At 64.5% G+C, this 26247-nt stretch carries 24 protein-coding genes; 9 read left to right on the forward strand and 15 right to left on the reverse strand.

Annotated elements, in window-relative coordinates; translation table 11 throughout:
* Window positions 1-8: 8 nt before the first annotated feature.
* Window positions 9-866, reverse strand: coding sequence for an N-acetylmuramoyl-L-alanine amidase family protein (locus tag RAM60_RS06120; RefSeq protein ID WP_369025146.1), 858 nt, complete (start codon window positions 864-866; stop codon window positions 9-11).
* Between the two features lie 397 nt (window positions 867-1263).
* On the opposite strand from RAM60_RS06120, the gene RAM60_RS06125 reads away from it, so the two are divergent.
* Window positions 1264-3924, forward strand: a complete 2661-nt coding sequence (locus RAM60_RS06125; RefSeq protein ID WP_369025145.1) for an Rne/Rng family ribonuclease — start codon at window positions 1264-1266, stop codon at window positions 3922-3924.
* Between the two features lie 2 nt (window positions 3925-3926).
* Entirely contained in the window at window positions 3927-4907 is a 981-nt protein-coding gene (locus RAM60_RS06130; protein WP_369025144.1) for an MBL fold metallo-hydrolase, read from the forward strand.
* A gap of 7 nt (window positions 4908-4914) precedes the next feature.
* Here RAM60_RS06130 and RAM60_RS06135 read toward each other — a convergent pair whose 3' ends face one another.
* From RAM60_RS06135 to RAM60_RS06145, 3 genes are all read right to left on the reverse strand, one after another.
* Window positions 4915-5550 (reverse strand): class I SAM-dependent methyltransferase, encoded by a 636-nt coding sequence (locus RAM60_RS06135; RefSeq protein WP_369025143.1) that lies wholly within the window; start codon window positions 5548-5550, stop codon window positions 4915-4917.
* 72 nt (window positions 5551-5622) lie between these two features.
* Window positions 5623-6375, reverse strand: coding sequence for a nucleotidyltransferase family protein (locus RAM60_RS06140; protein WP_369025142.1), 753 nt, complete (start codon window positions 6373-6375; stop codon window positions 5623-5625).
* Window positions 6372-7718, reverse strand: coding sequence for a lipopolysaccharide biosynthesis protein (locus RAM60_RS06145; protein WP_369025141.1), 1347 nt, complete (start codon window positions 7716-7718; stop codon window positions 6372-6374). The genes RAM60_RS06140 and RAM60_RS06145 overlap by 4 nt, the downstream gene beginning before the upstream one ends.
* Before the next feature lie 128 nt (window positions 7719-7846).
* On the opposite strand from RAM60_RS06145, the gene RAM60_RS06150 reads away from it, so the two are divergent.
* Together RAM60_RS06150 and RAM60_RS06155 are read left to right on the forward strand one after the other, a co-directional pair.
* Entirely contained in the window at window positions 7847-9019 is a 1173-nt protein-coding gene (locus RAM60_RS06150) for a CDP-glycerol glycerophosphotransferase family protein (protein WP_369025140.1), read from the forward strand.
* 3 nt (window positions 9020-9022) lie between these two features.
* Window positions 9023-10117 (forward strand): glycosyltransferase, encoded by a 1095-nt coding sequence (locus RAM60_RS06155; protein ID WP_369025139.1) that lies wholly within the window; start codon window positions 9023-9025, stop codon window positions 10115-10117.
* Here RAM60_RS06155 and RAM60_RS06160 read toward each other — a convergent pair.
* Together RAM60_RS06160 and RAM60_RS06165 are read right to left on the reverse strand one after the other, a co-directional pair.
* Window positions 10104-10751, reverse strand: a complete 648-nt coding sequence (locus RAM60_RS06160) for an HAD family hydrolase (protein WP_369025138.1) — start codon at window positions 10749-10751, stop codon at window positions 10104-10106. The two genes, RAM60_RS06155 and RAM60_RS06160, sit on opposite strands and share 14 nt — an antisense overlap.
* A gap of 36 nt (window positions 10752-10787) precedes the next feature.
* Entirely contained in the window at window positions 10788-11516 is a 729-nt protein-coding gene (locus tag RAM60_RS06165) for an SDR family NAD(P)-dependent oxidoreductase (RefSeq protein ID WP_369025137.1), read from the reverse strand.
* Window positions 11517-11726: 210 nt separating this feature from the next.
* On the opposite strand from RAM60_RS06165, the gene RAM60_RS06170 reads away from it, so the two are divergent.
* From RAM60_RS06170 to zapE, 3 genes are read left to right on the forward strand one after another with little or no spacing between them, the layout of a single operon-like run.
* On the forward strand, window positions 11727-12509 hold the full coding sequence (locus RAM60_RS06170) for a succinate dehydrogenase iron-sulfur subunit (RefSeq protein WP_281388130.1): 783 nt from the start codon (window positions 11727-11729) through the stop codon (window positions 12507-12509).
* The gene (locus RAM60_RS06175; protein ID WP_369025136.1) at window positions 12509-12979 is read left to right on the forward strand and encodes a PaaI family thioesterase; all 471 of its coding nucleotides are present in this window, start codon (window positions 12509-12511) and stop codon (window positions 12977-12979) included. The genes RAM60_RS06170 and RAM60_RS06175 overlap by 1 nt, the downstream gene beginning before the upstream one ends.
* Window positions 12976-14088: a cell division protein ZapE gene (gene zapE / locus RAM60_RS06180; RefSeq protein WP_369025135.1), complete on the forward strand. Its 1113-nt coding sequence runs from the start codon at window positions 12976-12978 to the stop codon at window positions 14086-14088. Before RAM60_RS06175 ends, zapE begins: the two co-directional genes overlap by 4 nt.
* Here zapE and RAM60_RS06185 read toward each other — a convergent pair.
* On the reverse strand, window positions 14085-14561 hold the full coding sequence (locus RAM60_RS06185) for a helix-turn-helix transcriptional regulator (RefSeq protein ID WP_369025134.1): 477 nt from the start codon (window positions 14559-14561) through the stop codon (window positions 14085-14087). The genes zapE and RAM60_RS06185 overlap by 4 nt on opposite strands.
* 120 nt (window positions 14562-14681) lie before the next feature.
* On the opposite strand from RAM60_RS06185, the gene RAM60_RS06190 reads away from it, so the two are divergent.
* Both RAM60_RS06190 and RAM60_RS06195 read left to right on the forward strand, forming a co-directional pair.
* A complete protein-coding gene (locus RAM60_RS06190) occupies window positions 14682-15491 on the forward strand; it encodes a COG4705 family protein (protein ID WP_369025133.1) in 810 nt (269 codons plus the stop codon).
* Between the two features lie 64 nt (window positions 15492-15555).
* The gene (locus RAM60_RS06195) at window positions 15556-16254 is read left to right on the forward strand and encodes a pirin family protein (protein WP_369025132.1); all 699 of its coding nucleotides are present in this window, start codon (window positions 15556-15558) and stop codon (window positions 16252-16254) included.
* Here the strand turns inward: RAM60_RS06195 and RAM60_RS06200 are convergent.
* Genes RAM60_RS06200 through RAM60_RS06235 form a run of 8 tightly spaced genes read right to left on the reverse strand, consistent with a single transcriptional unit; the run spans window position 16251 to window position 26236 of the window.
* On the reverse strand, window positions 16251-18149 hold the full coding sequence (locus RAM60_RS06200) for an XrtA/PEP-CTERM system amidotransferase (RefSeq protein WP_369025131.1): 1899 nt from the start codon (window positions 18147-18149) through the stop codon (window positions 16251-16253). The genes RAM60_RS06195 and RAM60_RS06200 overlap by 4 nt on opposite strands.
* 11 nt (window positions 18150-18160) lie before the next feature.
* Window positions 18161-19129 (reverse strand): exosortase A, encoded by a 969-nt coding sequence (gene xrtA, locus RAM60_RS06205; RefSeq protein WP_369025130.1) that lies wholly within the window; start codon window positions 19127-19129, stop codon window positions 18161-18163.
* On the reverse strand, window positions 19122-20345 hold the full coding sequence (locus RAM60_RS06210; protein ID WP_369025129.1) for a TIGR03087 family PEP-CTERM/XrtA system glycosyltransferase: 1224 nt from the start codon (window positions 20343-20345) through the stop codon (window positions 19122-19124). The genes xrtA and RAM60_RS06210 overlap by 8 nt, the downstream gene beginning before the upstream one ends.
* Window positions 20346-20348: 3 nt before the next feature.
* Window positions 20349-21410: a FemAB family XrtA/PEP-CTERM system-associated protein gene (locus tag RAM60_RS06215; protein ID WP_369025128.1), complete on the reverse strand. Its 1062-nt coding sequence runs from the start codon at window positions 21408-21410 to the stop codon at window positions 20349-20351.
* Window positions 21407-22279, reverse strand: coding sequence for an XrtA system polysaccharide deacetylase (locus RAM60_RS06220; protein WP_369025127.1), 873 nt, complete (start codon window positions 22277-22279; stop codon window positions 21407-21409). The genes RAM60_RS06215 and RAM60_RS06220 overlap by 4 nt, the downstream gene beginning before the upstream one ends.
* A gap of 16 nt (window positions 22280-22295) precedes the next feature.
* The gene (locus RAM60_RS06225) at window positions 22296-23519 is read right to left on the reverse strand and encodes an XrtA/PEP-CTERM system-associated ATPase (protein ID WP_369025126.1); all 1224 of its coding nucleotides are present in this window, start codon (window positions 23517-23519) and stop codon (window positions 22296-22298) included.
* A gap of 13 nt (window positions 23520-23532) precedes the next feature.
* On the reverse strand, window positions 23533-25194 hold the full coding sequence (locus tag RAM60_RS06230; RefSeq protein WP_369025125.1) for a preprotein translocase subunit YajC: 1662 nt from the start codon (window positions 25192-25194) through the stop codon (window positions 23533-23535).
* Window positions 25195-25198: 4 nt separating this feature from the next.
* Window positions 25199-26236 carry a P-loop NTPase family protein gene (locus tag RAM60_RS06235; protein ID WP_369025124.1) on the reverse strand — a complete coding sequence of 346 codons (1038 nt, stop codon included), beginning with the start codon at window positions 26234-26236 and terminating at the stop codon, window positions 25199-25201.
* Window positions 26237-26247: the final 11 nt, after the last annotated feature.

The raw sequence follows: 26247 nt of genomic DNA on the forward strand, positions 1-26247 counted from the left end.
CGGCTTTTTCAGCTTTCTTTCTGGCGGGCGAAATAGATGCGGATGGCCCGTGCCATTGTTTCGGCGAAACGACGCTGTCCCTCGGGTGAAGACAACCGCGCAGCCTCGTCCTTGTTGGTAATGAAACCGCTTTCGAAAAGGACCGAAGGGACATCCGGTGCGCGCAACACCTTGAGAGCAGCCGACCTTTGCGGTTGGGGATGGAAGCCGAGCCCGACCTCCCGTCCTTCGCGCAAGATAAGGCGCGACACTTCTCCCGATTGCTCCTGCGTGCGCCGTTGTGACAGTTCGACGAGGATGTTGCTGACCGTGTCGCTCTGGTCTCCCAGCTCGACGCCATTGACCCTGTCCGAGGCGTTCTCACGCTCGGCAAAGCGCGCGGCTGCCTCGCTCGATGCCTCGTTGGATAGCGTATAGATGCTGGCTCCCGCTACGTCGCTCGCATCGCCAGCGCTGTCGGCGTGGATCGACACGAAGAGCGATGCATCGAGCCTCCGGGCAATCTCGAACCGTTCGGAATGGAGCAGGTAACGGTCATCGTCGCGGGTCAGCGCTACGCGCACGTCACCGTCCTTTTCGAGCTGGTCGCGAAGGGCCAGCGCCAGCTTCAGCACGAGATTCTTTTCGACCAGTCCCTGGCCCGCAGCGCCCGGATCATGCCCCCCGTGTCCAGCATCGATAACGACCAGAGGTAGCCTGCTGTCACCCCTCACTGTCGGCAGGACATAGCCCTGCGTCGCCTCGGGCAAAGTAATGCGCTGCGTGTAGCCCTTGGTGGAAAAGGCCCACCAGTAGACGACCCCTGCGACCGCGACCGCGAGGCCGAGAACCAGAAGCAGGACCGTGAGTTGCGCGCGCCGTGACATTGCAGCGCCGGGGTTAGGGCTATGTTGTCGTTCCGCGCAATATGGTTGCCCATCGAAACCCACGGTGCTAGCGATGCCGCATCGGCAATCCTGTGCCCCCGCATACGGGCTAAGCACCGAAGGATAGCCAAGAATTACAGGTTGATGCAGGATATGCTCCGTCCCTCCCCGACATTCGCAATGCAGGCAGAAGCCAGCAGCGCGTTTGCGTCGGGCCGGTCAGCGCAGAACATGCGCAAGAGCACTCTCGCAGTCACGAATACCCGGCCCCGCTCCATCGAGCGATCCGGTCGGTCCGCAAACGCCGCGCCCATCGCAGAGGGACGCGGAATCCCCAACATGATGCGCCGCGCGAAGGCAGGGTCCGCCCCGCCCCGCAGCGGCTGGAGTATATTACATGGCAACGCGCATGCTTATCGATGCGCGCCACCAGGAAGAAACCCGGGTGGCGGTCCTCAAGGGAAACCGGATTGAGGAGTTCGATTTCGAATCTGCCGATCACAAGCAGATCAAAGGCAATATCTATCTCGCGAAAGTAACCAGGGTCGAACCGTCGCTTCAGGCGGCCTTCGTCGACTTCGGCGGCAACCGCCACGGGTTCCTCGCTTTCAGCGAAATCCATCCCGACTACTACCAGATCCCCAAGGAAGACCGCGAGGCCCTGCTCGCGGCCGAAGCGGAAGTGGCCGAGGAAGAGGCTCGTCTCCGCGAAGAGGAAGAAGACCGCGGCGAAATGCCCGGCGACGAATACGACGCCGAGGATGAAAGCGCCGAAAGCCTCGTCGAGGACCTCGCCGAAGACGGTCTGGAAGAGGTCGATACCTCCGAAAAGGACGATGTCGCCACGATCGAGGAAGGCCACGTCGACGGCAATGGCGACGACGAGGACGATTCGGACGAGGAAGAAGAAGACGAAACCGCCGAAGACGGCGAAGACCGCAGTCGTGGCCGGGGCCGCAAGGGCCGCGGACGCCGCCAGGGCAAGGGTGGCCGTGCCCGCGCGAAGGGTGTCGACGATGCCCGCGCACGCCGCATGGAACTGCGCCGCCGCTACAAGATCCAGGACGTCATCCAGCGCCGCCAGGTGCTGCTCGTCCAGGTCGTCAAGGAAGAACGCGGCAACAAGGGCGCGGCCCTCACCACCTATCTCAGCCTTGCCGGCCGCTACACCGTGCTCATGCCGAACAGCAGCCACGGCGGCGGCATCTCGCGCAAGATTTCGAGCGCCAGCGACCGCAAGCGGCTGAAGCAGATCGTCTCCGACCTGACGCTGCCCAAGTCGATGGGCCTGATCGTCCGCACCGCCGGCCTCAGCCGCACGAAGCCGGAAATCAAGCGCGACTTCGACTACCTTGCCCGCCTGTGGGACGAAATCCGCGAGAAGACCCTCGCCTCGGCCGCGCCTGCGCTGATCCATTCGGACAGCGACCTGATCAAGCGTGCCATCCGCGACATCTACAACAAGGAGATCGAGGAGGTCGTCGTCGAGGGCGAAAGCGGCTACAAGTCGGCCAAGGAATTCATGAAGTTGCTGATGCCCAGCCACGCGCGCCGGGTTAAGCAGTATGCCGACCCGGTGCCGCTGTTCCAGCGCTATGGTGCGGAAGACCAGTTGAAGGCAATGTACGATCCGGTCGTGCAGCTTAAGAGCGGCGGCTACCTCGTCATCAACCCGACCGAAGCCCTGGTCTCGATCGACATCAACTCGGGCCGCTCCACCAAGGAGCACAATATCGAGCAGACCGCGCTCTCGACCAACCTCGAGGCCGCGCGCGAGATTGCCCGCCAGCTGCGCCTGCGCGATATGGCCGGCCTGGTCGTGATCGACTTCATCGACCAGGAGCACCACTCGAACACCCGCAAGGTCGAGAAGGCCATGAAGGAGGCGCTCAAGAACGATCGTGCGCGCATCCAGGTCGGCCGCATCTCCAGCTTCGGCCTCATGGAAATGAGCCGCCAGCGCCTGCGCACCGGTGTGCTCGAAGCGACCACCCGCGATTGCCCGCATTGCGACGGCACAGGCCTCGTGCGCACTGCCTCTTCGGCGGGCCTCTCGGCGCTGCGCCTCATCGAAGAGGAAGCGGCCAAGGGCAAGGGTACGATCATCACCCTCGGTGCCAGCACCGAAGCGGCAGTCTATCTCCTGAACGAGAAGCGCGCCGACCTGATGGAGATCGAGGAGCGCTACGGCGTGACCGTGGTCGTGCGTCCGGAAGGCGAGGACGAAGGCGCCAAGATGAGCGTCGGCAGCTCGGGCCCGCGCCCGACCAACGCCCCGCGTTTCGAAACTATCGCCGTCGAAGAAGACGATGACTACGACGTCGAGGAAATCGACGAGGACGAGGACGAGGAAGAAGCCGAAGCACGCGACGACGATCGATCGCGCGACAAGAAGCGCCGCCGTCGTCGTGGTGGACGTGGCCGCAACAAGCGCCGCGACCGCGAGGAAGGCGATGAAGGTAGCGAGGCCGAAGAAGCGGAAGGCGAGGAAGCCCCCGCCGAACGCGGCGAGGAAGACGGCGAGGATCGCCCGAAGAAGCGTCGCCGTCGCGGTGGTCGCCGCCGGGGTGGTCGCGGTCGCGGCCGGAATTCGGACGAGGTGACGGCGGAGGACGCCGAAAACCTGGCCGAGGTATCCGAACAGGTGGTCGACGACATGGCCGTCGTCGCAGGACCGGAAGGCTCGCCCGAAACCGCAGAAGCAGCTGCGGAGGAAGAAGCGCCCAAGCCCAAGGCCAAGCGCACGCGCAAGAAGAAGGTCGAGGAGCCGGCTCCCGAGGCTGAAGCCGAGGCTGAGGCACCTGCCGAGGAAAAGCCCAAGGCCAAACGTACGCGCAAAAAGAAGGCTGAAGAGCCTGCAGCCGAAGCCGCCGAAGCCGAGGCTCCCGCAGAAGAGGCGCCCAAGCCGAAGCGTACTCGCAAGAAGAAGGCGGAGCCTGCTCCCGAAACAACGGGGGATGCTCCTGCCGAAGAAGTACCGCAGGCTGAAGACGCCGCACCGACCGATGAAGGCGGTTCGCCGCGTCGCGGGTGGTGGCAGCGCACCTTCGGCGAATAGGCTTGCACGGATACCCCGCCGACGACGCGACGCGCCCTGCGCATCACCGCGTCGGCGGGGGTTTCCGCAATCCCCCCGGAAGTCCGCGCCAGGACGCTACACTTCGCGATTTCCTGCGCTTCCTGCTGCTCGACATGCGGCGCGCCAAGCTGCCGCCGGTACCCGATGGGCACGTTGCCGCTGATCCGCTGGATCTCGCCAACCTCCCTGAAAATCACGTAGCCTGGCTCGGCCATGCCTGCTTCGCCATCCGCATGTCAGGAAAACTCGTCCTTACGGACCCCTACCTCAGTCGGACTGCCGGACCGCTGGGATTCGGCCCGAAGCGATTCATTCCGGCGGCGGTCGCCGCGTCCGAACTGCCTAGGGTCGACCTGATCGCGATCAGCCACAACCATTACGACCACATCGATGTGCGGGCCCTGCGCAGCTATCGCTGGCGCAGCGAAACCCCCGTTGTCTGCCCTCTAGGCGTCGGTAGGCTGATGTCCCGGCTCGGCTACCGGCACATCGTGGAACTCGACTGGTGGCAGGACTCGCAGCTCGACTCGCTCACCCTGAGCTGCCTGCCTGCGGTCCACTTCTCGGGACGTGGCCTGTTCGACCGTAACCGGACACTCTGGTGCAGCTTTGGCTTTGCCTCCTCCGATCGCAACGTCTGGTTCGGCGGAGATACGGCACCGGGCGCCGTGTTCAGCGAAATCGGCCAGCGAGCGGGTCCCTTCGACCTCGCCATCGTCGGTATCGGTGCCTACGAACCGCGCAGCATCATGCAGGCCAGCCACGCCACGCCCGAGGAAGGTATCGCCATCGCCCGCGACATCGGGGCAAGCGCCGCGCTCGGCATGCACTGGGGGACGGTGATGTTGACACCGGAAGACCCGTTCGAAGCACCCGAACGGTTCCGGCGGGCAGCGCTGGAACAGCAATATGGCGAGGCGAACGCGTGGACCCTGCCGATAGGCGGCGTGCGCGCCTTCTAGGCGAGCGCTACATCCCTTCCTTGCGGGCGACGCCCCATTCCATCCAGCCCATGACCTTGGGCGCCTTGTCGAGATAGGCCTGCCCGAGCGGCTCGACCGAAAAACCGGCGCCGCGCAGCGCCGAGCCGATCGGACGTGTCAGGTGGCAGCCACCAGCGAGGGGCTTCCATATCGGCTCGATCCGGTCTTGCCATTTGGCGACACTCGCATCCGGCGCACGGCCATGTTCGAGAAACAGCAACTTGCCCCCGGGCCGAAGGATCCGGCGCATCTCGGACATCACCTGCGCCGGGTCCTGTACCGAACACAGCGTGTAGGTGCACACGACCGTGTCGAACATGCCGTCGCGGAATGGAATGTCTTCGCCCACTCCCTGACGGATATCGACCTCCCAGCCCTTGGCCGCCGCCTGCGCCCGCGCGCCTTCGAGCAGCTTTTCATGCGGATCGATGCCGGAGAAACTGGTGACGAGATCGGTGTCGTATAACGCCTGGTTAAGGCCCCCGCCGCAGCCAAGTTCGAAGACCTTGCCCTCGGCCAATGGCACGATGTCGCGTCGCCGTTTGGCGATGCCTTTTTGGCCGCATGCCAGCGTGATCATGCGCGGCATGACGTGGCGATCGTAAAACTGCCGCAAGCCCATCCTTGCCGCTCCTCCCCTCAAAGGAGATGTCATTATGCCCAAAACTTCACCGGTGGGAACTGGAAATCGGTGCTATGTTGCGGTTCTCGCAAGATAAGCGCGAATGTCCTCGAGGTCCTGTGGCTTGTCGACGTCGACTGCCGCGAGACCGTTGGATGCCCGGACAAGGCGCGCTTCGATGCCGATGCGTCTGCCGAGCCGCTCGATCCCCTGTGCGAGCCCAAGGCGACCGAATGCGTAGGATACGAGGGTTCCCAGCCCCAGCCTGCCTGCGATCCGCCAGGGCCGCTTGCGATCGGCCTCCACATTGCGCCAAGTGGCCAGCGCTGCCTCGGCGCGTGGTGTGCGAAGGTAGAACAGGTTGCAGCCCGACCACGCGCCGTCGGCAAAACGCAGATAGGTGCGTTTCGAACCCGGCATGGCGGCCTCGATATCCTCCTGCTTGGCGAGAGCCACGCCGAGATCCGCATCAGCAGGTGTATTCGTGACCATTTCGGTCACCCACGTCGCCTGCAGCAGGGCGTGATCGGCAGTTGTGATGACAAGCGGCGCTCCTAGCGATGCGAAGGCTATGCTGGCACTCTCGCTAGGCCCCGAGCCGGTAGGGAGCACTTCGCACCCGAGCGTGCGTGCGAGGTCTGCGACCGGACCTTCGTCGCAGGATATACCGATGCGGTCGATGTTCGCCGCACGCAGTGCAGTAACCACGCGTTCCAGCAGCGCCCTTCCCTCGATTTCAATCAGTGCCTTGTGCGGCTTGCCTTCCGCGCCCGCCAGCGGGTCACCGCCCGGCCGCGTTCCCGCTAGCACCAGAGCCGAGGTCACTGCGCGCGCTCCGCCCTCACGAGGCCACGCATCACGCGCCACACTGTCGCGCTCATGAGCATCCACAACACCGCCATGCCGCAGGCAACCGCTATACCCACGCCGATCGGCCCCATGGGCGACAATGCGAGGATGCCGATGCCGAGCACGGAAACTGCGATCAGTCGGATGGCCAGAGGATATTGCGCATGGCCGGTCGAATAGAGCATCGGTTCATAGGTAACAGAGGCCAATTCGAAGGATGCCGCTACCGCTAGCGGGATCAGGATGACTGCGCCGCGCGTGTAGGCGTCCCCGCCTATGAGTGTCAGCAAGGGCTCGCCGAGGAAGACCGCGACAAGCGTCACAACCGCGCCTGCCAGCGCGGCAATAACTGTTACCTGGCGAACCAGCTTGCGGAAGAGATCGATCGACTGTGTGGTCCGCGCGACGGCGAATTCCGGGAATATGGCGCGGGTCAGCATGCCCGAAAGCTTGCCGATACCTTGTCCCAGCTGATCGGCAAGGCGATAGAGTCCAGCCGCACTGGTCCCGAGAAGATAGCCCACCGCTAGCACCGGCCCTTGCTTGTAGATCGCGTCCAGTGTGGAGCTGGCATAGGTTATGCCGAAGAACTTCGGGACCTCGGGGTTGCTCGTCAGCGTCTCGCGAAAGTGGCCGAAATTCTCGCGACTGAGCGCCTTGGGCACGAGCCGCCAGGCGACGAGCCAATAGAGTGCTCCCGTCAGAAGGTCGAAGAAGGCCCAGGCGAAGAGAAAACGCCCGACTGTCGGCCCCCACAGGATGATAACCAGCGAGGCAATCAGTCGACCCGCCGGGACTACCGCCTCGACATAGGTGCCGAGATCGAAGCGATCGAGGACACGGACGATGCCGTTGGGTGTGGTCATGCGCGACCACAGCAGCGCGACATTGAACCAGAAGGCCATGTCGATGAATTCGGGGTTGAGATCCAGCGCGCCGCCGAAACCGTAATAGACCACATAAGCGACGATGGTGCCGACCACCGCGCCCGACACGTCGATCGCGCCGCACAGCCAGACCAGGCGCCCGAAATTCCGCCAGTCCTTTCGGTGCGCAGGATCGGCGCCGAATTTGACGACAGTCTGCCACGTCTGGAAGCTGGCCAAGGCTACCAGCGCGAGACCGGTCGCAAAGATCAGCGAGAAGTGGCCGAAGTTCTTGAGGCCCAGAGAGCGCGACAGAATCGCGAGATAGGCAATGGAGCAAACCGCCCCGAAGCCCTTCCCGCCCATCAGCCAGGCGACATTCTTGAGGATGTTGAGCAGACCACCGCGCCGGGGCTCGCCGGGCCGGTCCGTCTCCATGTCCGCAAGTTCCATTACAAATCCCGAAGCGGCACGCGGCCCGATACTCGGCAGCGCGGTAGCTGCTGGCGCGTATGTAGGCAATCGGCGCGCGGCTGCAATTCACTTTGCATCGACGAGCCGTTGCCCTATCCGCGCGGCCCATGTCCCGGGCGGTCTTCCTGTTCAACCACGATGCGGCACACCAGGTCGCCCACCTTGCCCCGGTCGCAGGCGCAATGGCACGCCTTCATCCGGAGGTGGAAACGGTCATCGCCTATGCCAGCGACGCCATCCGCGCGCGGGTTGAGGAGCTCTTGCGTCCCGGGGATGCGGAACGGATTGTCTGGCGGGAACTGTCGCTGCCTCCCGTGGCAGGAGCCGTCAGCAGCCTTCTGGACAAGATCGCCCCGGTCACGCGACTGGCGCGCCTGCGGGTCCACCAGCCACTGTTTGCCGCGAGCGATGCGGTTATTTCGACCGAGCGGACCTGTCTCCGGGTAAAGAAGCGTCTCGACCCGCGCACGGCACCGATCTTCATCCGCGTACCCCACGGCACGGGTGACCGCAGCGTCACTTTCCACCCGGACCATCGCCAGTTCGACCTCAGCCTCGTCGCTGGTCCGAAGATGAAGGAGCAGCTTGTCGCCAATGGCGTCGATGCGGCCAAGATCGAGGTCACCGGCTATTCCAAGTTCGAAGGTGTCGACGTCGACGCGCGGCCCGACTTCTTCGGCAACGGCCGCCCGACCTTCGTCTACAATCCGCATTTCGACCCTCACCTGTCGAGCTGGTACGATGCCGGTCCCGACCTGCTGCGCTGGTTCGCGAGCGATTGGGGCCAGGCCTACAACCTGGTCTTTGCGCCGCATGTCATGCTGTTCCGCAAGTCCATGCACATCTCGCCCGAATACAAGGTCGGCAGGATGCGCCCGGAGATACCCGAAGAGGCTCTCGCAGCATCCAACGTGCTCGTCGATGTCGATGGCCCGCGACTGTTCGACATGTCCTACATGCTCGGCGCGGACGGGTACATCGGCGATGCATCGAGCCAGCTGTACGAATTCCTCGTACGTCCGCGACCGGTATTCCTGCTCGATCCCAATGGCGCCCTCGGTTCGCAGGGTGAAGAAACCCTGCCCTTCCTGCGGACCGGGGAGCGGGTCGAAAGCATCCCCGCCCTCGCCGCGGCATTGGCCGACTGGGAAAAGAGCGGTCGAAAATACCGTCACGAGCAGGAGCAACTGATCGCCCATACCTTCGCGCTGTCCGACACGCCCGCGTCGGAACGTGCCGCGAACGCCATCACCGAAGCCATCGCGCGGCGGAGGGGCTGACGGGTGCGGATAGCCTACGTGATCAATTCGATGGAAGGCGGCGGGGCGCAGACCCCCCTCCCCAAGATCGTGCGCGCGCTCGAGAAGGCTGGTGCCGAGGTTCTGGTCATGGCCCTCACTCGCCGCAATGGGCTCGCCATCGAGCGGCTTCGGGCGGAGGGGATCGAGCCGCTCGTCCGCGACGGAGGCGAGAAGGACCAGTTCGCCGCCTATGGCTGGATCAGAGACGAAGCGCGCCGGTGGAATGCCGACGTCGTTTGGACATCGCTGACCCGGGCCACGCTGCTCGGCCAGGTCGCGGGCCGCAGGCTGGGCGTTCCGGTGGTCAGCTGGCAGCACAATGCCTTCCTCAAGCCGTGGAACGAGCGACTCCTGCGTTGGCGGGCAAAATCCGCCGAAATCTGGGTTGCCGACAGCGCGCAGGTGGCAGCCTTGACCACGGAGCGACTTGGCATACCCGCAGACAGCTTGGTGACCTGGCCGATCTTCGCTGCCGAACCCGATGCGCCGCAGTCCAGGCCCTGGCAGCCGGGCGAGACGGTAAGGATCGGCAGCCTCGGTCGCCTGCACCCCAACAAGGGCTACGACATTCTCATCGATGCCCTCGCGCTGATGCATTCGCGGGCCGATGCGCCGACGACGCCCTACAGGATCGAGATTGCCGGGACAGGCGCGGACGAGGCGGACCTGCGTGCGCAGGCGAAGGCGCGCGGCATCGACACCGTCGACTTCATTGGTTTTGCCAGCGACCCCGCCGAATACCTCGCTGGCCTGCACCTCTACCTCCAGCCGTCGCGCCGTGAAGGGTTCTGCATCGCCGCGCACGAGGCAATGCAGGCGGGCCTGCCGGTGATCGTGTCGCGTACGGGAGAGATGCCCTTCACCGTCGACACGCCGGCTATCGGTCGGGTGGTCGAGACTGGCGATCCGCAATCGCTGGCTGCTGCACTCGCGGGACTGCTCGCCGAACCGGAAAAGCTTGCCGCAATGGGCCAGGCTGCGCGGACACGAGTCCTCGAAAAGTTCTCGCAGGACCGCTTCGATGCCGTGGGGGCAGAGATCGTAGTCCGGCTCGAAAAACTGCTCAATCCGCGCTGATCACCCGCCAGCCGCGCGCTTGTGCCCTGGTTCGCTTGCCCGCGCTCGCGCTCACGAAGATCGCCTCGTCGGCCAGTTCCAGCAGCGGCGCATCGGCGAAGCTGTCGCTTACGAAACGCAGCTCCGACTGTTCCAGTGAGAGGCCCTGTTCTGCCGCCCATGCGCGCACGCGGGCGAGCTTGGTTTCGGCATAGCAATTGCCGCCGGGAATCGTGTGCCCGTCCCAGCGCGTCCCGATCAGTGTCTCGATCCCGAGGTGGTCGGCAAACGCGCGGGCGTAGAATTCGAACGCAGCAGTCGCGACAAGGATGTGGGCGCCCTTAGCACGATCCTCTTCAAGCAATGCCAGGGTCGCAGGCATGAAGCCTCCGTTGCGGGCACGATGCGCAGAGAATTCGCGACCTGCCTCCTGCAGTGTCGCGACCGGCGCGTTGCCCAGCATAAGCCGCATCCCGCGGGTCTTGAGCGTCGTGCGGTCGTACAGCCCGATGCGATAACCGATCATCATCGCCACCCAGACCGGCAGGAGTGCCAGCCTCCACGGGGCAATCCGGCGCGCCGCGAAGACGAGGAAGGGCGTGAAGGTCGCCCGTCGCGTCAGCGTGTTGTCGAGGTCGTAGATGGCGATCCGCATGTGGCGCGAGTGCCAGCGCGGCAGGATGCAATCAAGTCAGGGTGCGATTTCCTCACCCTTCCAGTCGAAGACCTTGCCGCTGTCGGCCGGCGTCAAGGCGTCAATCACGCCGAGAAGGTTTCGCGCCGCATCTTCTGGTTTCGTCAGTTGCCCCTCGGGCAAACCGGACTGGTACGGCGCGGAAAGCGGAGTATCGACCGTTCCGGGATGCAGGGCCGCTACGATGGAGTGCTTGTGGGTCCGGCTCATCTCGATGGCGAAATTGCGCACCAACATGTTGAGCGCCGCCTTGCTCGCCCGGTAGCTGTGCCAGCCGCCAAGCCGGTTGTCCGAGATCGAGCCAACCCGTGCAGACAGCGCCACGAAGGCGCAGCGTCCTTCGCGCGGGAACAGGGGCAGCATGTGCTTGGCGATGAGTGCAGGACCGATGGTGTTGATGCGGAACACCTCTTCCATGACGGCCGCGTCGATCTGGCGCAGGCTGCGTTCGGGACCGCTACCTCCGCTGAGCGTCAGGACTCCGGTGGCCGCGATGACGAGGTCGGGCGGAGTTGCCCGCAAATTCTCCGCTATCCTGGCGATACTGTCCTCGTCGGCGAGGTCAAAGGCGAAGCCGCGCGCTCCTTTGAGGTCGGTTTCGCCGTTCCGGCTGCCACACCATACCTCCACCCCACGCGACAACAGCGCTTCGACCAGCGCGCGACCTATGCCGCCTCCGGCACCGAACACCACCGCGCGGCGGAACCCCTTTCCTACATCGTCCATGTCGACCTAGACCCGTCAGATGACCTACCGGTTCCCCTCGAATGCGCCGAAAATCGGCCATTCAGCCCTTCGGACGGGTTTTCTTCATGACCGTGTTCCATGTGTTCCATCCTGTAGGACAGGCATTGCGGGAAATGCGTCATACTCGGTCTTGCGCCACTCGTCCGAGGCGCTAAGTGGGTTTCGCAAAGCAACAGGACCGATAGCGTAATGGCGAGTTTCACCCTCCCCGCGAATTCGAAGATCACCGGCAAGACCCGCGCCCATCCGGCGCAGGGCGGCGGTCGCATCCGCAAGTTCAAGATCTACCGCTACGATCCCGACAGCGGCGAGAACCCGCGCTACGACACCTTCGAGCTCGACCTCGACGATTGCGGACCGATGGTCCTCGACGCGCTGTTCAAGATCAAGAACGAGATCGACCCGACGCTGACCTTCCGCCGCTCGTGCCGCGAAGGGATTTGCGGGTCGTGCTCGATGAACATGAACGGCAAGAACGGCCTCGCCTGCACCACCGCGATCGAAGACCTGAAGGGCGAGGTGCGCATCACCCCGCTGCCGAGCATGGACGTGATCAAGGACCTCGTCCCAGACTTCACGCATTTCTACGCGCAGTACGCCAGCATCCGGCCCTGGCTCCAGACCGTCTCGACCACGCCGAGCGGCAAGGAACGCCTCCAGTCGCCCGAACAGCGCGAGAAGCTCGACGGACTTTACGAGTGCATCCTGTGCGCCTGCTGCTCGACTTCGTGTCCGAGCTATTGGTGGAACAGCGACAAGTTCCTCGGCCCGGCGATCCTGCTGCAGGCCTATCGCTGGCTGGCCGACAGCCGTGACGAAATGACCGGCGAGCGGCTCGACCAGCTGGAAGATCCCTTCCGCCTCTATCGCTGCCACACCATCATGAACTGCGCGAACGTCTGCCCCAAGGGCCTCAGCCCCGCCAAGGCGATCGCCGAAACCAAGAAGATGATGGCCGAACGCGCTATCTGATGGCGCGTCTTTCGGACGAGATTTTCGACCACGATCCCGACCCGGACAATCCGGGCTGGCGGCACTGGAACCTAAAGGACCAGACGCTGTTCAACGGCGCGGTGATGGGCAAGCTCATCACCCGCGTCGACGATGACGGGAAAGCGCGCCTGCGCATGTTTCCCGAACGGCGGCACGAGAACCTGCAGGGCATCATCCACGGCGCGGTGACGCTCTCGCTGATCGACATCAGCCTGTTCACGACCATGCACACGATCGGCACCGGCAATGCCGGGCCCTCGGTCACGGTCGAGCTTTCCACCCAGTTCGTCGGTGCCGGCAAGATGGACCGCCCGCTCGACGCCGTCTGCGAAATCGTGCGTGAGACCGGCAGCATGGTATTCGTGCGTGGCACGGTCGAGCAGGGTGACGAGACCGTCGCCAGCTTTTCCGGCATCGTGAAGAAGATGAAGCGCCGCATCGCGTCATGAGCGGAATGCTCGCCCGTTACGAGCGGCTGGTCGCCGCGGGCGAATTGCGCTCCGACCCGGACCAGCGCCGCGCGGCGGAACGGCTCGATAAGCTGCAGAAAGACCTCGAATCCGAGACCTCGGGCGGGCTGCTCAGCCAGCTCTTCGGCGGGCGCAAGACGCGGCCGCAGGGCGTCTACATGTGGGGCGGCGTCGGGCGCGGAAAGTCGATGCTGATGGACCTCTTCGTCGAGACGCTGGGCATTCGCGAGAAGCGTCGCACGCATTTCCACGAATTCATGCTCGAGGTCGACCGGCTGATCCGCGACGAGCGCAAGAAGGAAGCCGGCGATCCGATCAAGCCGGTCGCAACGCGGATTGCCGATGGCGTCCGGTGCCTCGCTTTCGACGAGATGGTGGTCACGAACACCGCCGATGCGGCGATCATGAGCCGGCTATTCACTGCGCTGATCCGCGACGAAGCGGTCACCGTGGTCACGACAAGCAATCGCCCTCCCCGCGACCTGTACAAGGACGGGCTCAACCGTTCGCTTTTCCTGCCCTTCATCGATCTCGTCGAGGCGGAGCTGGACGTGCTAACGCTCGATGGTCCGGTAGACTATCGCCTCGACCGCCTGGGCGACCTTGCAACCTGGCATTCGCCGCTGGGCGACGATGCCACCGCGCAGGTGCGCGAGGCGTTCTTCCGCCTGACAGATTACAAGCCCGAGGACGCGGCGAATGTCCCTTCGGGTGAACTCGACCTGGGAGGCGGACGCACTCTCCACGTTCCCAAGAGCCTCAAGGGCGTGGGCGTGTTCAGCTTCAAGCGCTTGTGCGGCGAGAATCGCGGTGCGGCGGACTATCTCGCTATCGCCCATGCCTTCCACACGGTGATCGTTGTCGGCATTCCGAAGATGTCGCCCGACAACCGAAACGAGGCGATCCGCTTCACCAAGCTGATCGATGCACTTTACGAGAACAACGTGAAGCTGTTCGCCACCGCTGCCGCAGCACCGGAAGACCTCTACACCAGCGGTGACGGTGCTTTCGAATTCGAGCGCACGGTCAGCAGGCTCAAGGAAATGCAGAGCGCCGACTACATGGCCAGGGGCCACGGGGTCGCCTAGTCCAGCAATTCCTCGACGAAGAGTGCCACGAACCCTGACTGGCTCGACACGCCCGCCTTGGCATAGACCTGGCTGAGCTGCGCCCGCACTGTGCCCTCGGCAGAGCCACGCATAGAGGCAATCTCGGTGATGCTGCACCCCTTCATCGCGAACATGGCGACATCGGCCTCACCCTTCGACAGGCCCCAGTCACCGAAGCGCCGCGCCACGACGTCACCCAGCGCACCCTTGGCCAGCGCCAGGGCCTCCTCCCGGCGATGGGCATCGCGAACCATCTGACGCAGCAATACCGCTCCGAAACCGATCGCTGCGACCAGCGCCACGGCGAGGCCGATCTCCAGACCGCTCAGCACCGTTCCCTCGCCATCGGCATTACGGCTCGCATCCCAGACCGTGTCGGCAAGGAAGAATGCCGCCGCCCCGAACTGTAGTGCCAGCAGCGCCGCTGCATATCTGACCCGCGATTGCTCCAAAACCCACTCCCGCCAAGTCTCAGCGTCCGCTTACAAAAGCGCGAATACGCATCCGCTTATGGGCGAAAATGCCGGCTCACGCATAGCTTCTTCATAACACGCAGCAGCGAAAGGCGCGTCATGACGAGAAGCGAACTTTTACAGGCCAGCAAGGTCCCGGCGGTGACTCTGGGATTCTGGATCATCAAGATACTCGCCACGACCCTGGGCGAAACCGGTGGCGACACCGTCTCGATGAGTTGGCTTGGCGAAACGACTCCGCAAGCCGGACAGGGCGGGCTAAACGGTTACCTGGTCGGCACTGCGATCTTCGGCGTTCTGCTGATCGGCCTGGTGTGGGCACAAATCCGGGCGAAGAGTTACAACCCCTGGCTCTACTGGGCGACCATTCTCGCTTCCACGACTGCCGGCACCACGCTGGCCGATTTCGCCACGCGTTCGATCGGCATCGGCTACACCGGCGGTTCGCTGCTGCTGTTCGGTCTCGTCGTGGCGAGCCTTGTCACCTGGAAGGCCAGCCTCTGCACGATCGACGTCAACACCGTCTCAACTCCGCGGGCAGAGATGTTCTACTGGCTGACGATCACCTTCTCGCAGACGCTTGGCACTGCACTGGGCGACTGGGCGGCGGATACTGGCGGCTTCGGCTACCTCGGCGGTGCAGCACTTTTCGGCGGATTGCTCGCTGTTCTTGCAGCACTCTACTACTGGTCGAAGATCAGCCACGTGCTCCTGTTCTGGGCCGCTTTCATCCTGACGCGACCCCTTGGTGCGACGGTAGGCGATTTCCTCGACAAGCCGATCGCCAAGGGTGGTCTCGACCTCAGCAGACCGGTGGCAACGGCTGTCCTGGCAGCCGCAATCGTGGTCCTGATCCTCGTCATCCCGCAGCGTGCAGGGTCCCATCCGGGCACAGTTGAAAGCCACTGAAGCGACCCCACATAAACCTCGCTTCCGGCGGACAAACTCTCCCCGCCGATGTGAGAATACCGACATGATCGACATCCGTCCCTTCGCCTCGCTCGGGCACGCAGACCACGGCTGGCTCGATGCGAGGCACCATTTCAGCTTCGCCAACTACCACGATCCGGCTCGCATGGGCTGGGGCAGCATCCGCGTATGGAACGATGACACCATCGCCGCGCGCAGCGGTTTTCCGCCCCACCCGCATCGCGACATGGAAATCGTGACATTCGTCCGCACGGGCGCGATCACTCACAAGGACAGCCTCGGCAACGAAGGCCGTACGGCCGCCGGCGACGTGCAGGTGATGAGCGCGGGCACCGGCATCACCCATGCCGAATACAATCTCGAGGACGAAGCCACGACGCTGTTCCAGATCTGGATCATCCCCGACCGTGAAGGCGAAGCCCCCGGCTGGGGCCAGCGCGAGTTCCCCAAGGCGAGCCGCGAGGGCGGGTTCGAAATCCTCGCCAGCGGCGATCCCGAAGGCGACGACGCCCTGTCCATCCGCACCGATGCCAAGGTCGCAGCGACCACTCTTGCCGCAGGTCAGACCGCCGTGTGGGAGACCTCCGGCCAGCGTCACCAGTATCTCGTCGCGCCGAAGGGCCGGGTGAAGGTCAACGGACACGAGGCCCAACCGCGCGACGGGATTGCCGTTACCGGCGAAACCGAGATCGTGGTCGAGGCAATCGACGATGCCGAGGTCGTGCTGGTCGACGCACGCTAGGCGGCAGGCGAGAGGTTCCTGAGCGACTTCTCGAGCATCAGCAACTGCCACAGGGGCCGCGAATTGTCGGCCCTTCCCTCAACATGGTCGTCCGCAAGGCGCGCAAGTGCCTTGCGGTCGAACCATCCGCTGCCGACCAGCATCTCGCTCCCCGCGATCGAGCGCGCCTGATCCGCGAGCGGGCCCCTGAACCACTGCGCGATGGGGGTCACGAAGCCCTGCTTGGGGCGGTAGAGGATGTCCCCGGGCAGGTAGCGTTCCATCGTGTGCTTCATCAGCCACTTGCCGGTAGTGCCGCGAATACGCTCGCGCTCGGGCAGGCGGGCGGCGAATTCGATCAGGCGATGGTCGAGCAGTGGCTCGCGCGCTTCCAGGCTCACGGCCATGCTGGTGCGGTCGGTCTTGGTCAGGATATCGCCCTGCAGCCAGAACTTGAGGTCGGCATACTGCGCCCGGTCGAGGCCGCTGCGCGCAGGAGCCTCTCGCATCAGCTTCTCGAATGGCTGTTCGGCCCGATAGTCGCCACGCTCCCGCAGCAGAGTTTCGCCATAAAGCGCCTGCCGCTGTTCGGGTGCGAGGATCGACAGCGCGCGGGCGTATCCCGCCTCCCCGCTTTCGGACAGCGAAAGCAGCGTTGCCTTGGCACGCAGCGGACGCGGCGCCCAGTCCGCCTTGGGCCAGATGCGCCCGAGGTTGCCAAAGATCGGGCCGCGCAAGGCAGCAGGAAGAAAACCGCGCGCCTGTTCCTCCCTTCGGTGAAACACCTGCCTGCGATAGCCGGCAAAAGCCTCGTCTGCCCCGTCGCCCGAAAGAGCGACGGTGACGTGCTCGCGTGCCAGCTCGCAAACCCGCAAGGTCGGCAGCGCGCTGGCATCCGCAAAGGGCTCGTCGAAAATGGCGGCAATGCGGTCGATCTCGTCGAACTGGTCGGCTGAGACGATGCGTTCGTGGTGGTCGGTCGCGAAGAGCTCGGCGATCTTGCGTGCGTGGCTGGTCTCATCGACGCTGGCGACATCGAAGCCGATCGAACAACTCGTCACCGGCTTGGCGCTCGCCTCGGCCATGAGAGCCACCACGCTGGACGAATCCACCCCGCCCGACAGGAATGCACCCAGAGGCACATCGGCGACCATCCGACTGGTGACGCCTTCGCGCATCAGGTGGAGCAGCTTGGCAGAATGGTCCTCGCTGGTCCCCTTTTCACGCTCTGCGAAAGTGACGTCCCACCACTGTTCCGGCGGGGGAATTTCGCGCCCGTGTTCGAGCAGCATGAAATGCCCGGCAGGCAGCTTCTCGACCCCCTGCAGGATTGCGCGATGGTCGGGGACATAGCCCCAGGCCATGTAGTCCTCGATCGCCAGCGGATCGATCTTCCGGCGCATCAGCGGATTGGCGAGAAGGCCTTTCAGTTCGCTGGCAAATGCAAGCGCCCCGCCCTCGAGCCGCGCGAGGTAGAGTGGCTTCACGCCGAGGCGGTCGCGGGCGAGGAACAGCTGCCGCGTCTCGAGATCATAGAGAGCGAAGGCGAACATGCCGTCGAGCCGCGAGAGGCAATCGGGCCCCCACTTTCGCCACGCGGCAAGGATGGTCTCGGTATCGCCATCGGTGCGAAAGGCGAAACCGTCCTTCTCCAACTCGTGCCTCAGGCGGCGGTAATTGTAGATCTCGCCGTTGAAGACGATAACCGCACGCCCGTCAGCCGAGTGCATCGGTTGCGGCGATCCGGCGAGGTCGATGATCGACAGGCGGCGGTGGCCCAACCCGATGCCCGGCGCGGTCCAGACGCCCGACCCGTCAGGCCCGCGATGGGCGAGCGCGTCGGCCATCCGCTCGACCCGTTTCGGATCGACCGGCTTCACAGTCTCGTAATGGAAAATCCCCGCGATCCCGCACATATGGCTTTCGCCTAGACCAGTCGCGCGAGTGCGGCAAAGAGCAAAGCGACCAGCAGTATCGCACCGAGGGCGAGGTTCGCCGGAACGGGTTTCTCACCGAGGCGGGACACGATGCCTAGACGATCCAACTCCTCCAGCGTCCAACCAGCGTCCTCGGGATCGCGCTCGAAGAACCGCCATGCCACGCCGAGCACGATTGCAATCACGATGCCGAAGAAGAACCAGCCATAGACGATGTGGTCGAAGCTCCCTGCACGCTCGGCCCCGACATATTGTGCCACGAAGATCGTTGCCCATGCGCGGATGCCGTTGGCGATGATCGGCACCACGAAACAGGCGAGCATGAACCACGCCCGGCGGCTCCAGCTGTCGAAGCAGGTGAAGATCACCAGCACGCCCAATGCGACCATCGCAATGAGGAAGCGCACGCCCGAGCATGCTTCGGCGACGATGAACAGACCGGCCGGCGTGTCGATATGGATGCCGTCCGACACCGTCTCCACACCGCTCAATTCGGTGAGAGACGTTGCCATGTGCGCGGTAATGGCCTGCAGCTGCGGCACGATCTCGTCGCCGAACGGGACGAGGAAGCTCGAATAGGCGATGGGGAGTGCCAGGATCAGACTGGCACGCAGGCCCAGGAGAGTGATCGCGGCGCCCTGAAAGGCCATCACCGTTCCTGCTTGTGCAAAAAGGTCGATCCCGCTCGCCCGACCACCTGTCCAGGCGATCAAGCCCAGCGCCAACCATGCGAGTCCCGGCCACCAAGCGGTTGGGGCCAGTTTGGCCAGCTCATGGCGCCGCATCCACGCCAGCCACCCAATGATCGGCGGGAGGAGGAGGATGAAGCTGTAGGTCGCTACGTTCCACCAGAGGTAGGACATCGCCTGCCATTGGGGGAAGGTCAGCACGAACAGTGCCGCCCAAACGAGCGCGAGCCGGATCGCGAAGGACTTCCAGGCTGTTGCCACCTCAGCCACTATGTCCGGCCCCTTGCGCGCCCGACACGAATTCGGCGAGCTGGCGATATACCGCGTCCCAGCCCATCTCCCCGACCACGAACTGCCGCGCAGACCTGCCGATCTCTCCCGAGCGGGACGGATCTTCGACCAGGGCAGAGATTTCGCGGACAAACTCCTCGCCCTTCGGTTCGGCGACGATGAAGTCGCGTCCGGATTGGGCATCGATGCCAGTCGCGGCCGCAGGTGTGAGGACAACGGGCCTGGCCATCGCCATCGCTTCCAGGACCTTGTTCTGTACACCGCGAGCGATGAGCAGCGGTGCGAGCACGACATCTGCGGATTTGAGAAACGGGCGGACATCCGCGACCTCGCCCCATACCCGAACGCCGTTCTCGCCGTGGCGCGATTTCAGCGCGGGCCCGGGTGCGCGTCCGACGATATGAAAGCGGGCGCGCGAATAGCGCTGGCGCAAGCGCGGCATGACCTCGGCCATGACCCATTCGACCGCAGAAATGTTCGGCGGGTAATCCATCTGCCCGGTGAAGACGAGTTGCGGGTCGTCACCTTCCTCTAGATCCTCCTGCAAACCGACCTGCGCTGGATCGAAGAAGTGCGCGTCGATGCCATTGCCAAGGGCCGCGATGTTCGCGTCACCTGCATTCGCGATACGGCTACGCAGCAGCCCTTCTTCACTGTCGCTGATGAGCAGGGTTGTATCCGCACGGTGCGCAAGGCGCTCTTCCTCGCGCGAGAGCAGGCGCGCCTCGCGGGCATTGATCCAGCGACGCTGGCCTGCATCCGCATAGGCTTCGAACTTGGCGCTATCGACGTCACAAAGGTCGACGATCACCCGGCCCCGGAAATCATCGGGAATGTACTGCCCCATCTGCCCCGAGAAGACGAAGATCGTATCTACCCTTTGATCGCGGATGGTCTTGCGGACGTAATTGCTGATCGCGAGGTCCTCGAAAGCCGACAGGCTTACAGGCTTGCCGGTCAGCACTGCCTCAATCCCGGCGAGCCACAGCGGACGGTGACGGTGCTTCAACACATGCGACTTTGCGATCGCCTTGAGTTCGCCCTTCTGCGCCATGTCCTGCGCAGTCTCGCCAAAGGTCGCGACGTGCACCGGCGCGATCTTTGCCAACCCTTTCAGGAGGTGGTGCGAACGGATCTTGTCGCCGCGATCGGGCGGGAAAGGCACCCGGTGCGAAAGGAACAGAATGTCGCCCATCGTTCAGCCCAGGCCGCGCGCGATCCAGGGGCCGATCATGTTCGCGATCGGCAGCGGCAGTTTCTTCCAGAGTTCGATCTTGGCCGAATGGCCTTCATCGGTCGGGTCGATATTGCGCGCGGCAACGCCCCCGCCGCTCCAGCTGCGATAGACCAGCGGTTCGGGTTCGAAACCCCAGTTCTTCTTGAAAGAGAATGGTCCGCTGCCGGTCTTCGAACGTCCAAAGTCGAAGCGAGTGCAGCCCCTGCGGCGGGCGTGGCACATCAGCGCGTAATACATCCGCTCGTTGGCGCGTAGCGATCGGGCAGCGAAGGGCCCTCCGCCCCAGAAGGGCATGACCGTGCCGCGGTGGTAGAGCGAGAGGACGCTGGCGACCGGGGTGTCGCCATGTCGCACCGTCAGGATGTCCGCGTCCTCACCGAACAGGTCGAGCACCGCATCGAACAGGCTTCGCGGAAAGACAGGGGTGCCGAGGTTGCGCACGCTTTCCGAGTATGCAGCGAAATGCGCGCGGCGGTCGTCCTCGCCCCAGCCGACCGACACCTGCAAATCGTTGTCGAGGCCCTTGCGGACTTCGGCCCGCGCCTTGCGGGGAATGGCAAGCAATTGTGCCTCATCGTCGGCAGCAAGGTCGGCTGCAAAATTCGAATGGCGGCCCTCGATCACTTCCCAGTCGTCGGCAGCATCGGCACCGCGCAGTTCCACTGTGCCGACCGACATGCGTCCGGCCAGTTCCTCAGCGGCGCGGCACAGTCGCACGGCATCGTCCTGCCGACCGGCAAGAACCCCGCCACCGACGCCGAAGCCGCTCGATACCAGCGCCTTGCCGAAGATCGGCGAGCTAACGGCGCTCAACGGCAACCAGCCAGCGATCACACCGCCGCGTTCGATCAGGAGGCCATGCGCCCGATTGCCCGTGCCGCGCTCGATGGCGCACAACCAGAGCGGGCGATGGAAGACACTCCCACCTGCGTCCGCAACGAAGCCCTCGATCCGGGTCACCTCCCCTGCATCGGACAGGTCGGCGAGGCGGATCGTGGCGGAATGGCTCATCGGCGCATTCATGCGGCCCAGGCCATGCTGCGCGCCTTTTCGATCGCGGCGAGCTCGTCCATCCGGCCCCAAGCAAATTCGCCCAGCAGGTCGGAGAGCTTGCCCTCCATCCGCGACAGGTTGGTGTAGTGGCGCAGGCGCGAGCGCAGCGGTGCATCGGCCACGCGCGGCTGCTGGGGATCGACTTCCCACGGGTGGAAATAGAAGATCGCCGGACGCTTTTCCCTGCTGTTCACCTGGCGGATCGCCCAGCGGCTGAAGCCATAGGGCAGCACGCGGAAGAACCCGCCTCCGCCTGCCGCCAACCGTTTCCCGCGGAAGATCGCCGTCGTCACCGGGATCTCGACGAGGTCGCTTCCCGGGACCGGATCGAAGGCGAAGCGTGGGGCCTCGCGCCAGCCATAATGGTCGTGCACCACCGGGGCGACACTGGAGGAATAGGCATAGCCGTGCTCGGCCAGCACCTCGTGCGCCCAAGGATTGCGCTGGTCGATCGAGAAACTCGGCGCGCGATAGCCGGTGATCTCCACCCCGCCCGCATCCTCGAGGATAGCCCGCGCCTTGGCGATATCGGCGGCAAACTCTTCCGGCGTGAAAGTGAATACGCGGGTGTGGTCGTAACCGTGGCTCGCCAGCTCGTGCCCGCGCTCGACGATGGCGCGCATCGCAGGCTTGTTGCGTTCCGCCACCCAGCCCAGCGTGAAGAAGGTCGCCTTGACCCCGGCGGCATCGAACAGGTCGAGGATGCGCGCGACATTGTCGCCGACGCGCAACTGGAGCGAGTCCCAGTCGTCGCGCGAGATGGTCTTCTCGAACGCCCCGACCTGGAACCAGTCCTCGACGTCGACCGAGAGGCCGTTGACGATCCGCTGCTCGTTCATCGCCCCCTCGATTAGACTAGGCCGCGGCGCGCGTCGCCTGGCTTTCGAAATAGTCGATCATCATCGCCAGGACATGACGGAGCGACTGCTCCTGTTCGTCGAGGCGACGTTCGATGGCGGACAGGCGCTGGTCGAGGTCGGCAGGCACTTCGCCGCCACCCTCGCCGCGCGAGGCCGCCAGTTTCTCGACCTCGCGGCGCAGCGCAGCCATGTGCTTGTCGCGCGCGGCAAACGCCTGTTCGATGGCGTCGATCTGGTGGTCGAGCAGGCCCTTTTCCTGTTCGGGCGACATCGCCTGCTGTGCGGGAGCGGGAGCGGGAGCGGCAACGGGAGCCGCCTCGCTGCGTGCCTTGGCAATGGCATCGGCCGCGGGAAGGTCGCGATCCGGACGAGCGCGCGGTGCGGGAGCGGCCTCGACCTCGGCGGAATTGTCGCCATCCATCTCTTCGAGAACGGCATCGAGCATATCGGCTTCGAGGACCGACTGTTCTTCCAGCGCGCCCATGAGGAGCAGGCGATTCATCACCTGGTTGACCTTGCGCGGAATGCCGCCCGTCGCCTTGTGCAGCAGGGCCCACAGCGCGCTGTCGAGTTCGGGGTTGCCGTCCCAGCCCACGTGATGAAGGCGATGGGTCACGTATGGTTCGATTTCGCCCGGCTGCATCGGCTCCAGGTGATGTGCTGCGATGACGCGCTGGCGGAGCTGCTCGAGCTCGTCCGACTGGGCCAGCAGGTGCTTGAACTCGGGCTGGCCGAGCAACAGCGTCTGCAGCAGCGGGTGCGATCCGAGCTGGAAGTTGGACAACATGCGCAGTTCTTCGAGCGCGCCGATCGACAGGTTCTGCGCCTCGTCGACGATCAGCAGGACGCGGCGGCCATTCCGCGCTTCCTCGTGCAAGAACAGTTCGATGGCAGCCAAAGCTGCGGCCTTGTCTCCGCCTTCGATGTCGAGGCCAAAGCTGCGTGCGGCGACATGAATCATCTCCTCGCCGTCGAGCGCGCTGGTGACCACTTCGCCCACGGTCATGCGATCGCCGTCGAGCTTCTGCTTGAGATGCGCCACCAGCGTCGACTTGCCCGCGCCCACCTCGCCCGTGATGACCACGAAGCCTTCGCCCTGGTTGAGACCATAGCCGAGATAGCTCAGCGCCTTCTTGTGCGTGACGCTCTCGAAATAGAACGCCGGATCGGGCGTGAGCTGGAAGGGCCGCTCGCTGAAACCGTAGAATTCCTCGTACATCGAAGCGTCCTTATCAGAAATCGTAGCGCAGGCCGAGCAGCGCCGAGGCGGTGAGAAGCTCTTCCGGTGCGGCCTTGGCGTCGAGCATGTTGAGGGCGATCGCGGCCCGGGCGGAAAGTCCGCGCCAGACGCGCTCGGTATAGGATGCGGAAGTACCAACCGAGAAGGCGTCGCCGAGGTCGCTCGCGCCGCTTTCGAACCAGTTGGCGTAGGTCGTGATCGAGAAATTGCCGCGTCCGAGCGGGCCGTCGAGATTGGCCGCGACAAACAGGCTCTCATCGACGATGCCGTCGGCCAGCGCGAGCACCGTTCCCGGCGCTCCGATGAACTTGCGACGATCGTAGCCGGCACCCACGCCCATGGTTATGCGACCCGCCTGGTGCGTGTAGCTGGCAAGCACCCCGCGACCGCGGAAGACCGATGAGCGGACCGAACCGAGCAGCCCGTCTATGCAGCCCGAACCGTCGAGGCTGTTGGCACAGCCTGTAATTTCGCCTGTGACGGGGTCGCGGACCACGTCGAAATCGACCGGCAGCGATGCCAGAGCATTGTTGAGGCGGCCGCCGAAGCCCTGCACGCCATCATAGACATTGACCGAGAAGGTGCTGCGACGATCGGGCTTCCACGAGAAATTGCCGTAGAAGGTCTCGCTGTCGTAGCGATGGCCGAAGGTCGCCTGCAATTGCGTGCGACTGCTCGGGCGCCAGACCACGCCGACATCCCAGATGAGGCCGTCGGCTTCGTAGGCGATGACGCGCGGGCTGGAAGGATCGACAACGTAGCGGCCATCGGTCCCGACCACGGGCGCACCATTGGTGTCGCGCAGGGCATCGCGGCTCGAGACTTCCACGTCCTCGACGCCGATGCCGCCGACCAGTGCAACGGTCGGCGAGACCGGCACCGTCACGTCGCCACGCACGTAGGCATCGCGGACGCGCTGGTCGAGGTTGGTGACATCTTCCTGGTAAAAGCCTGCGCCCACGCCGACTCCGACCGGCAGGCCGTGTCCCGGCGCGATCCCGGCACGGACGTTCGCGCTGTGACTGACGCTTTCGTCGAAGATATCGGCGACCTGGCCGCCGGTGGTGACGAAATCCGGTCCGTCGACGCGGGTATAGCCGATGCGGTAGTTCGCGCTGACATCGACATTGCCCGCCCGCGTCTGCAGCGTAGGCCCGGCATTGGCCGAGTAGGTATGCGTCGACAGGTCGGCATCAGCCAGCGGCGCGATGATCGAACGGCCATTCGCATCGACACTGGTGCGGTTTGCCAATCCACCCGCCTCGAAGGTCAGGACGTTGGGAACGATAGTCGTGTAACCACGTGCCAGGCCGGTGATGCTGTCGGTATCGACGCCTTCGTCCTGGTGGGCGAAAGTGCGTTCGTAGCGCAGCGACACCGTGGCGCCGTTGTTGCGCCCGATCAGCGATGCATCGACCCCTGCGGCGAGCTGGGTGTAGGTGACGACATCGTCACCCGGCGAAATCTGCCAGGTCGCGATCGAGTTTGCCTCGATATACGGGTCGATCCGCAGGTGGCCGGTCAGGCGGCGATCACCTTCCTTGCCTGAATGCGCGTCGCTGCCGGCTTCCTGCGCGGCCAGCGGTCCGGTCGACGCCAGCAGGGCCAGGGTGGCCAGCGCACCGAAGGTGCGGCATGCGGAGATGCGGGTCATACCCCTATTCCCCGTATCCGTAGTAGCTGCCGAACTTGCGGCCGCTGGGATTGAAGGTCGCATCATTGAGCAGCAACTTGATGTCGGGGCACGCGGACAGGAGGTCGATCGCGTCCTCGAGCGCCGCCTGCCCGGTCATATCCGCGCGGGCGACGAGCAGCGCCTGGCCGACATGCTTGGCCAGTTCCGCGGCGGGTGTCGCAGCCAGTGCCGGAGGGCTGTCGAACACGATGATGCGGTTGGGCGCACCACGGGTAAGGCGGTTGAGCACCTCCCAGGTGCGCTCACTGGCGAGGTACTCGCTGTCGCGACCCGTGCGCTCGCCTGCCGGAAGTACGAAAAGCCCACCGATGTCGGTTCCGACGACGCAGTCCTCGACGTGCTGCGAGGGGTCGGCGAGAACATCCATGAAGCCCTTGCCCGCTTCCAGCCCGAGCTTGTTCATGATCGACGGCTTGCCGAAGTCTGCGTCGATCAGCAGCACTTCCATGTCGCGCTCACCGGCAAGCGCGATGGCGAGGTTGAGCGCGCAGAAGGTCTTGCCCTCGTTGGGATGCGGCGAGCAGACGAGCACGCGGCGCGACTGGGCCGTGCCTTCCGCCTTGGCTGCGGCAAGCACCTGGCGCTTGATGATGCGAAATTCCTCGAGCAGGGTCGAAGAGCCGCCGTCCGGGTCGATCAACCCCTGCTCGCGCAGGAGCGAACGGACGACCTCGCGCTTCTCGCCCTTGAAACGAACCAATGGCTCGTAGGCGGGGGGAGCAGGACTTGTGGCAGCCTCTGCTGGCGCGGTTGGCGCGGCCTGCGCTTCCGCAGGCGCTCCGATGTAGTCCGACGCGCGACGCTTCGGCTGCTCGGGAGCAGCCTCATCCTTGCGCCGTTGCGGGGCGAACTTCTTGGCCTTGTCGCTCTCCAGCTTCGAAGGCACAGGTGCGGAGGCGAGCCGGTCGAGGCCGAACGCACCGCTCGCGCGCTCGAACAGCGAACCGCCATCGCGCTTCTTGCTGCCCTCGGGAAGCGTGATCTTGGTGGGCTTGTTCACGGACACCGTTC

Source organism: Qipengyuania sp. RANM35, from assembly GCF_041021145.2.
GTDB classification, from domain to species: domain Bacteria; phylum Pseudomonadota; class Alphaproteobacteria; order Sphingomonadales; family Sphingomonadaceae; genus Qipengyuania; species Qipengyuania soli.

Excerpts from the sequence above, each read along its gene's own strand:
- RAM60_RS06150 (WP_369025140.1), top strand. The coding sequence starts at position 7,847 with ATGTCCCGGGCGGTCTTCCTGTTCAACCACGATGCGGCACACCAGGTC.
- RAM60_RS06120 (WP_369025146.1), bottom strand. The coding sequence starts at position 866 with ATGTCACGGCGCGCGCAACTCACGGTCCTGCTTCTGGTTCTCGGCCTC.
- RAM60_RS06195 (WP_369025132.1), top strand. The coding sequence starts at position 15,556 with ATGATCGACATCCGTCCCTTCGCCTCGCTCGGGCACGCAGACCACGGC.
- RAM60_RS06160 (WP_369025138.1), bottom strand. The coding sequence starts at position 10,751 with ATGCGGATCGCCATCTACGACCTCGACAACACGCTGACGCGACGGGCG.
- RAM60_RS06145 (WP_369025141.1), bottom strand. The coding sequence starts at position 7,718 with ATGGAACTTGCGGACATGGAGACGGACCGGCCCGGCGAGCCCCGGCGC.
- RAM60_RS06190 (WP_369025133.1), top strand. The coding sequence starts at position 14,682 with ATGACGAGAAGCGAACTTTTACAGGCCAGCAAGGTCCCGGCGGTGACT.
- RAM60_RS06230 (WP_369025125.1), bottom strand. The coding sequence starts at position 25,194 with ATGACCCGCATCTCCGCATGCCGCACCTTCGGTGCGCTGGCCACCCTG.
- RAM60_RS06165 (WP_369025137.1), bottom strand. The coding sequence starts at position 11,516 with ATGGACGATGTAGGAAAGGGGTTCCGCCGCGCGGTGGTGTTCGGTGCC.
- RAM60_RS06210 (WP_369025129.1), bottom strand. The coding sequence starts at position 20,345 with ATGGGCGACATTCTGTTCCTTTCGCACCGGGTGCCTTTCCCGCCCGAT.
- RAM60_RS06225 (WP_369025126.1), bottom strand. The coding sequence starts at position 23,519 with ATGTACGAGGAATTCTACGGTTTCAGCGAGCGGCCCTTCCAGCTCACG.
- zapE (WP_369025135.1), top strand. The coding sequence starts at position 12,976 with ATGAGCGGAATGCTCGCCCGTTACGAGCGGCTGGTCGCCGCGGGCGAA.
- RAM60_RS06175 (WP_369025136.1), top strand. The coding sequence starts at position 12,509 with ATGGCGCGTCTTTCGGACGAGATTTTCGACCACGATCCCGACCCGGAC.
- RAM60_RS06215 (WP_369025128.1), bottom strand. The coding sequence starts at position 21,410 with ATGAATGCGCCGATGAGCCATTCCGCCACGATCCGCCTCGCCGACCTG.
- RAM60_RS06200 (WP_369025131.1), bottom strand. The coding sequence starts at position 18,149 with ATGTGCGGGATCGCGGGGATTTTCCATTACGAGACTGTGAAGCCGGTC.
- RAM60_RS06135 (WP_369025143.1), bottom strand. The coding sequence starts at position 5,550 with ATGGGCTTGCGGCAGTTTTACGATCGCCACGTCATGCCGCGCATGATC.
- RAM60_RS06220 (WP_369025127.1), bottom strand. The coding sequence starts at position 22,279 with ATGAACGAGCAGCGGATCGTCAACGGCCTCTCGGTCGACGTCGAGGAC.
- RAM60_RS06170 (WP_281388130.1), top strand. The coding sequence starts at position 11,727 with ATGGCGAGTTTCACCCTCCCCGCGAATTCGAAGATCACCGGCAAGACC.
- RAM60_RS06125 (WP_369025145.1), top strand. The coding sequence starts at position 1,264 with ATGGCAACGCGCATGCTTATCGATGCGCGCCACCAGGAAGAAACCCGG.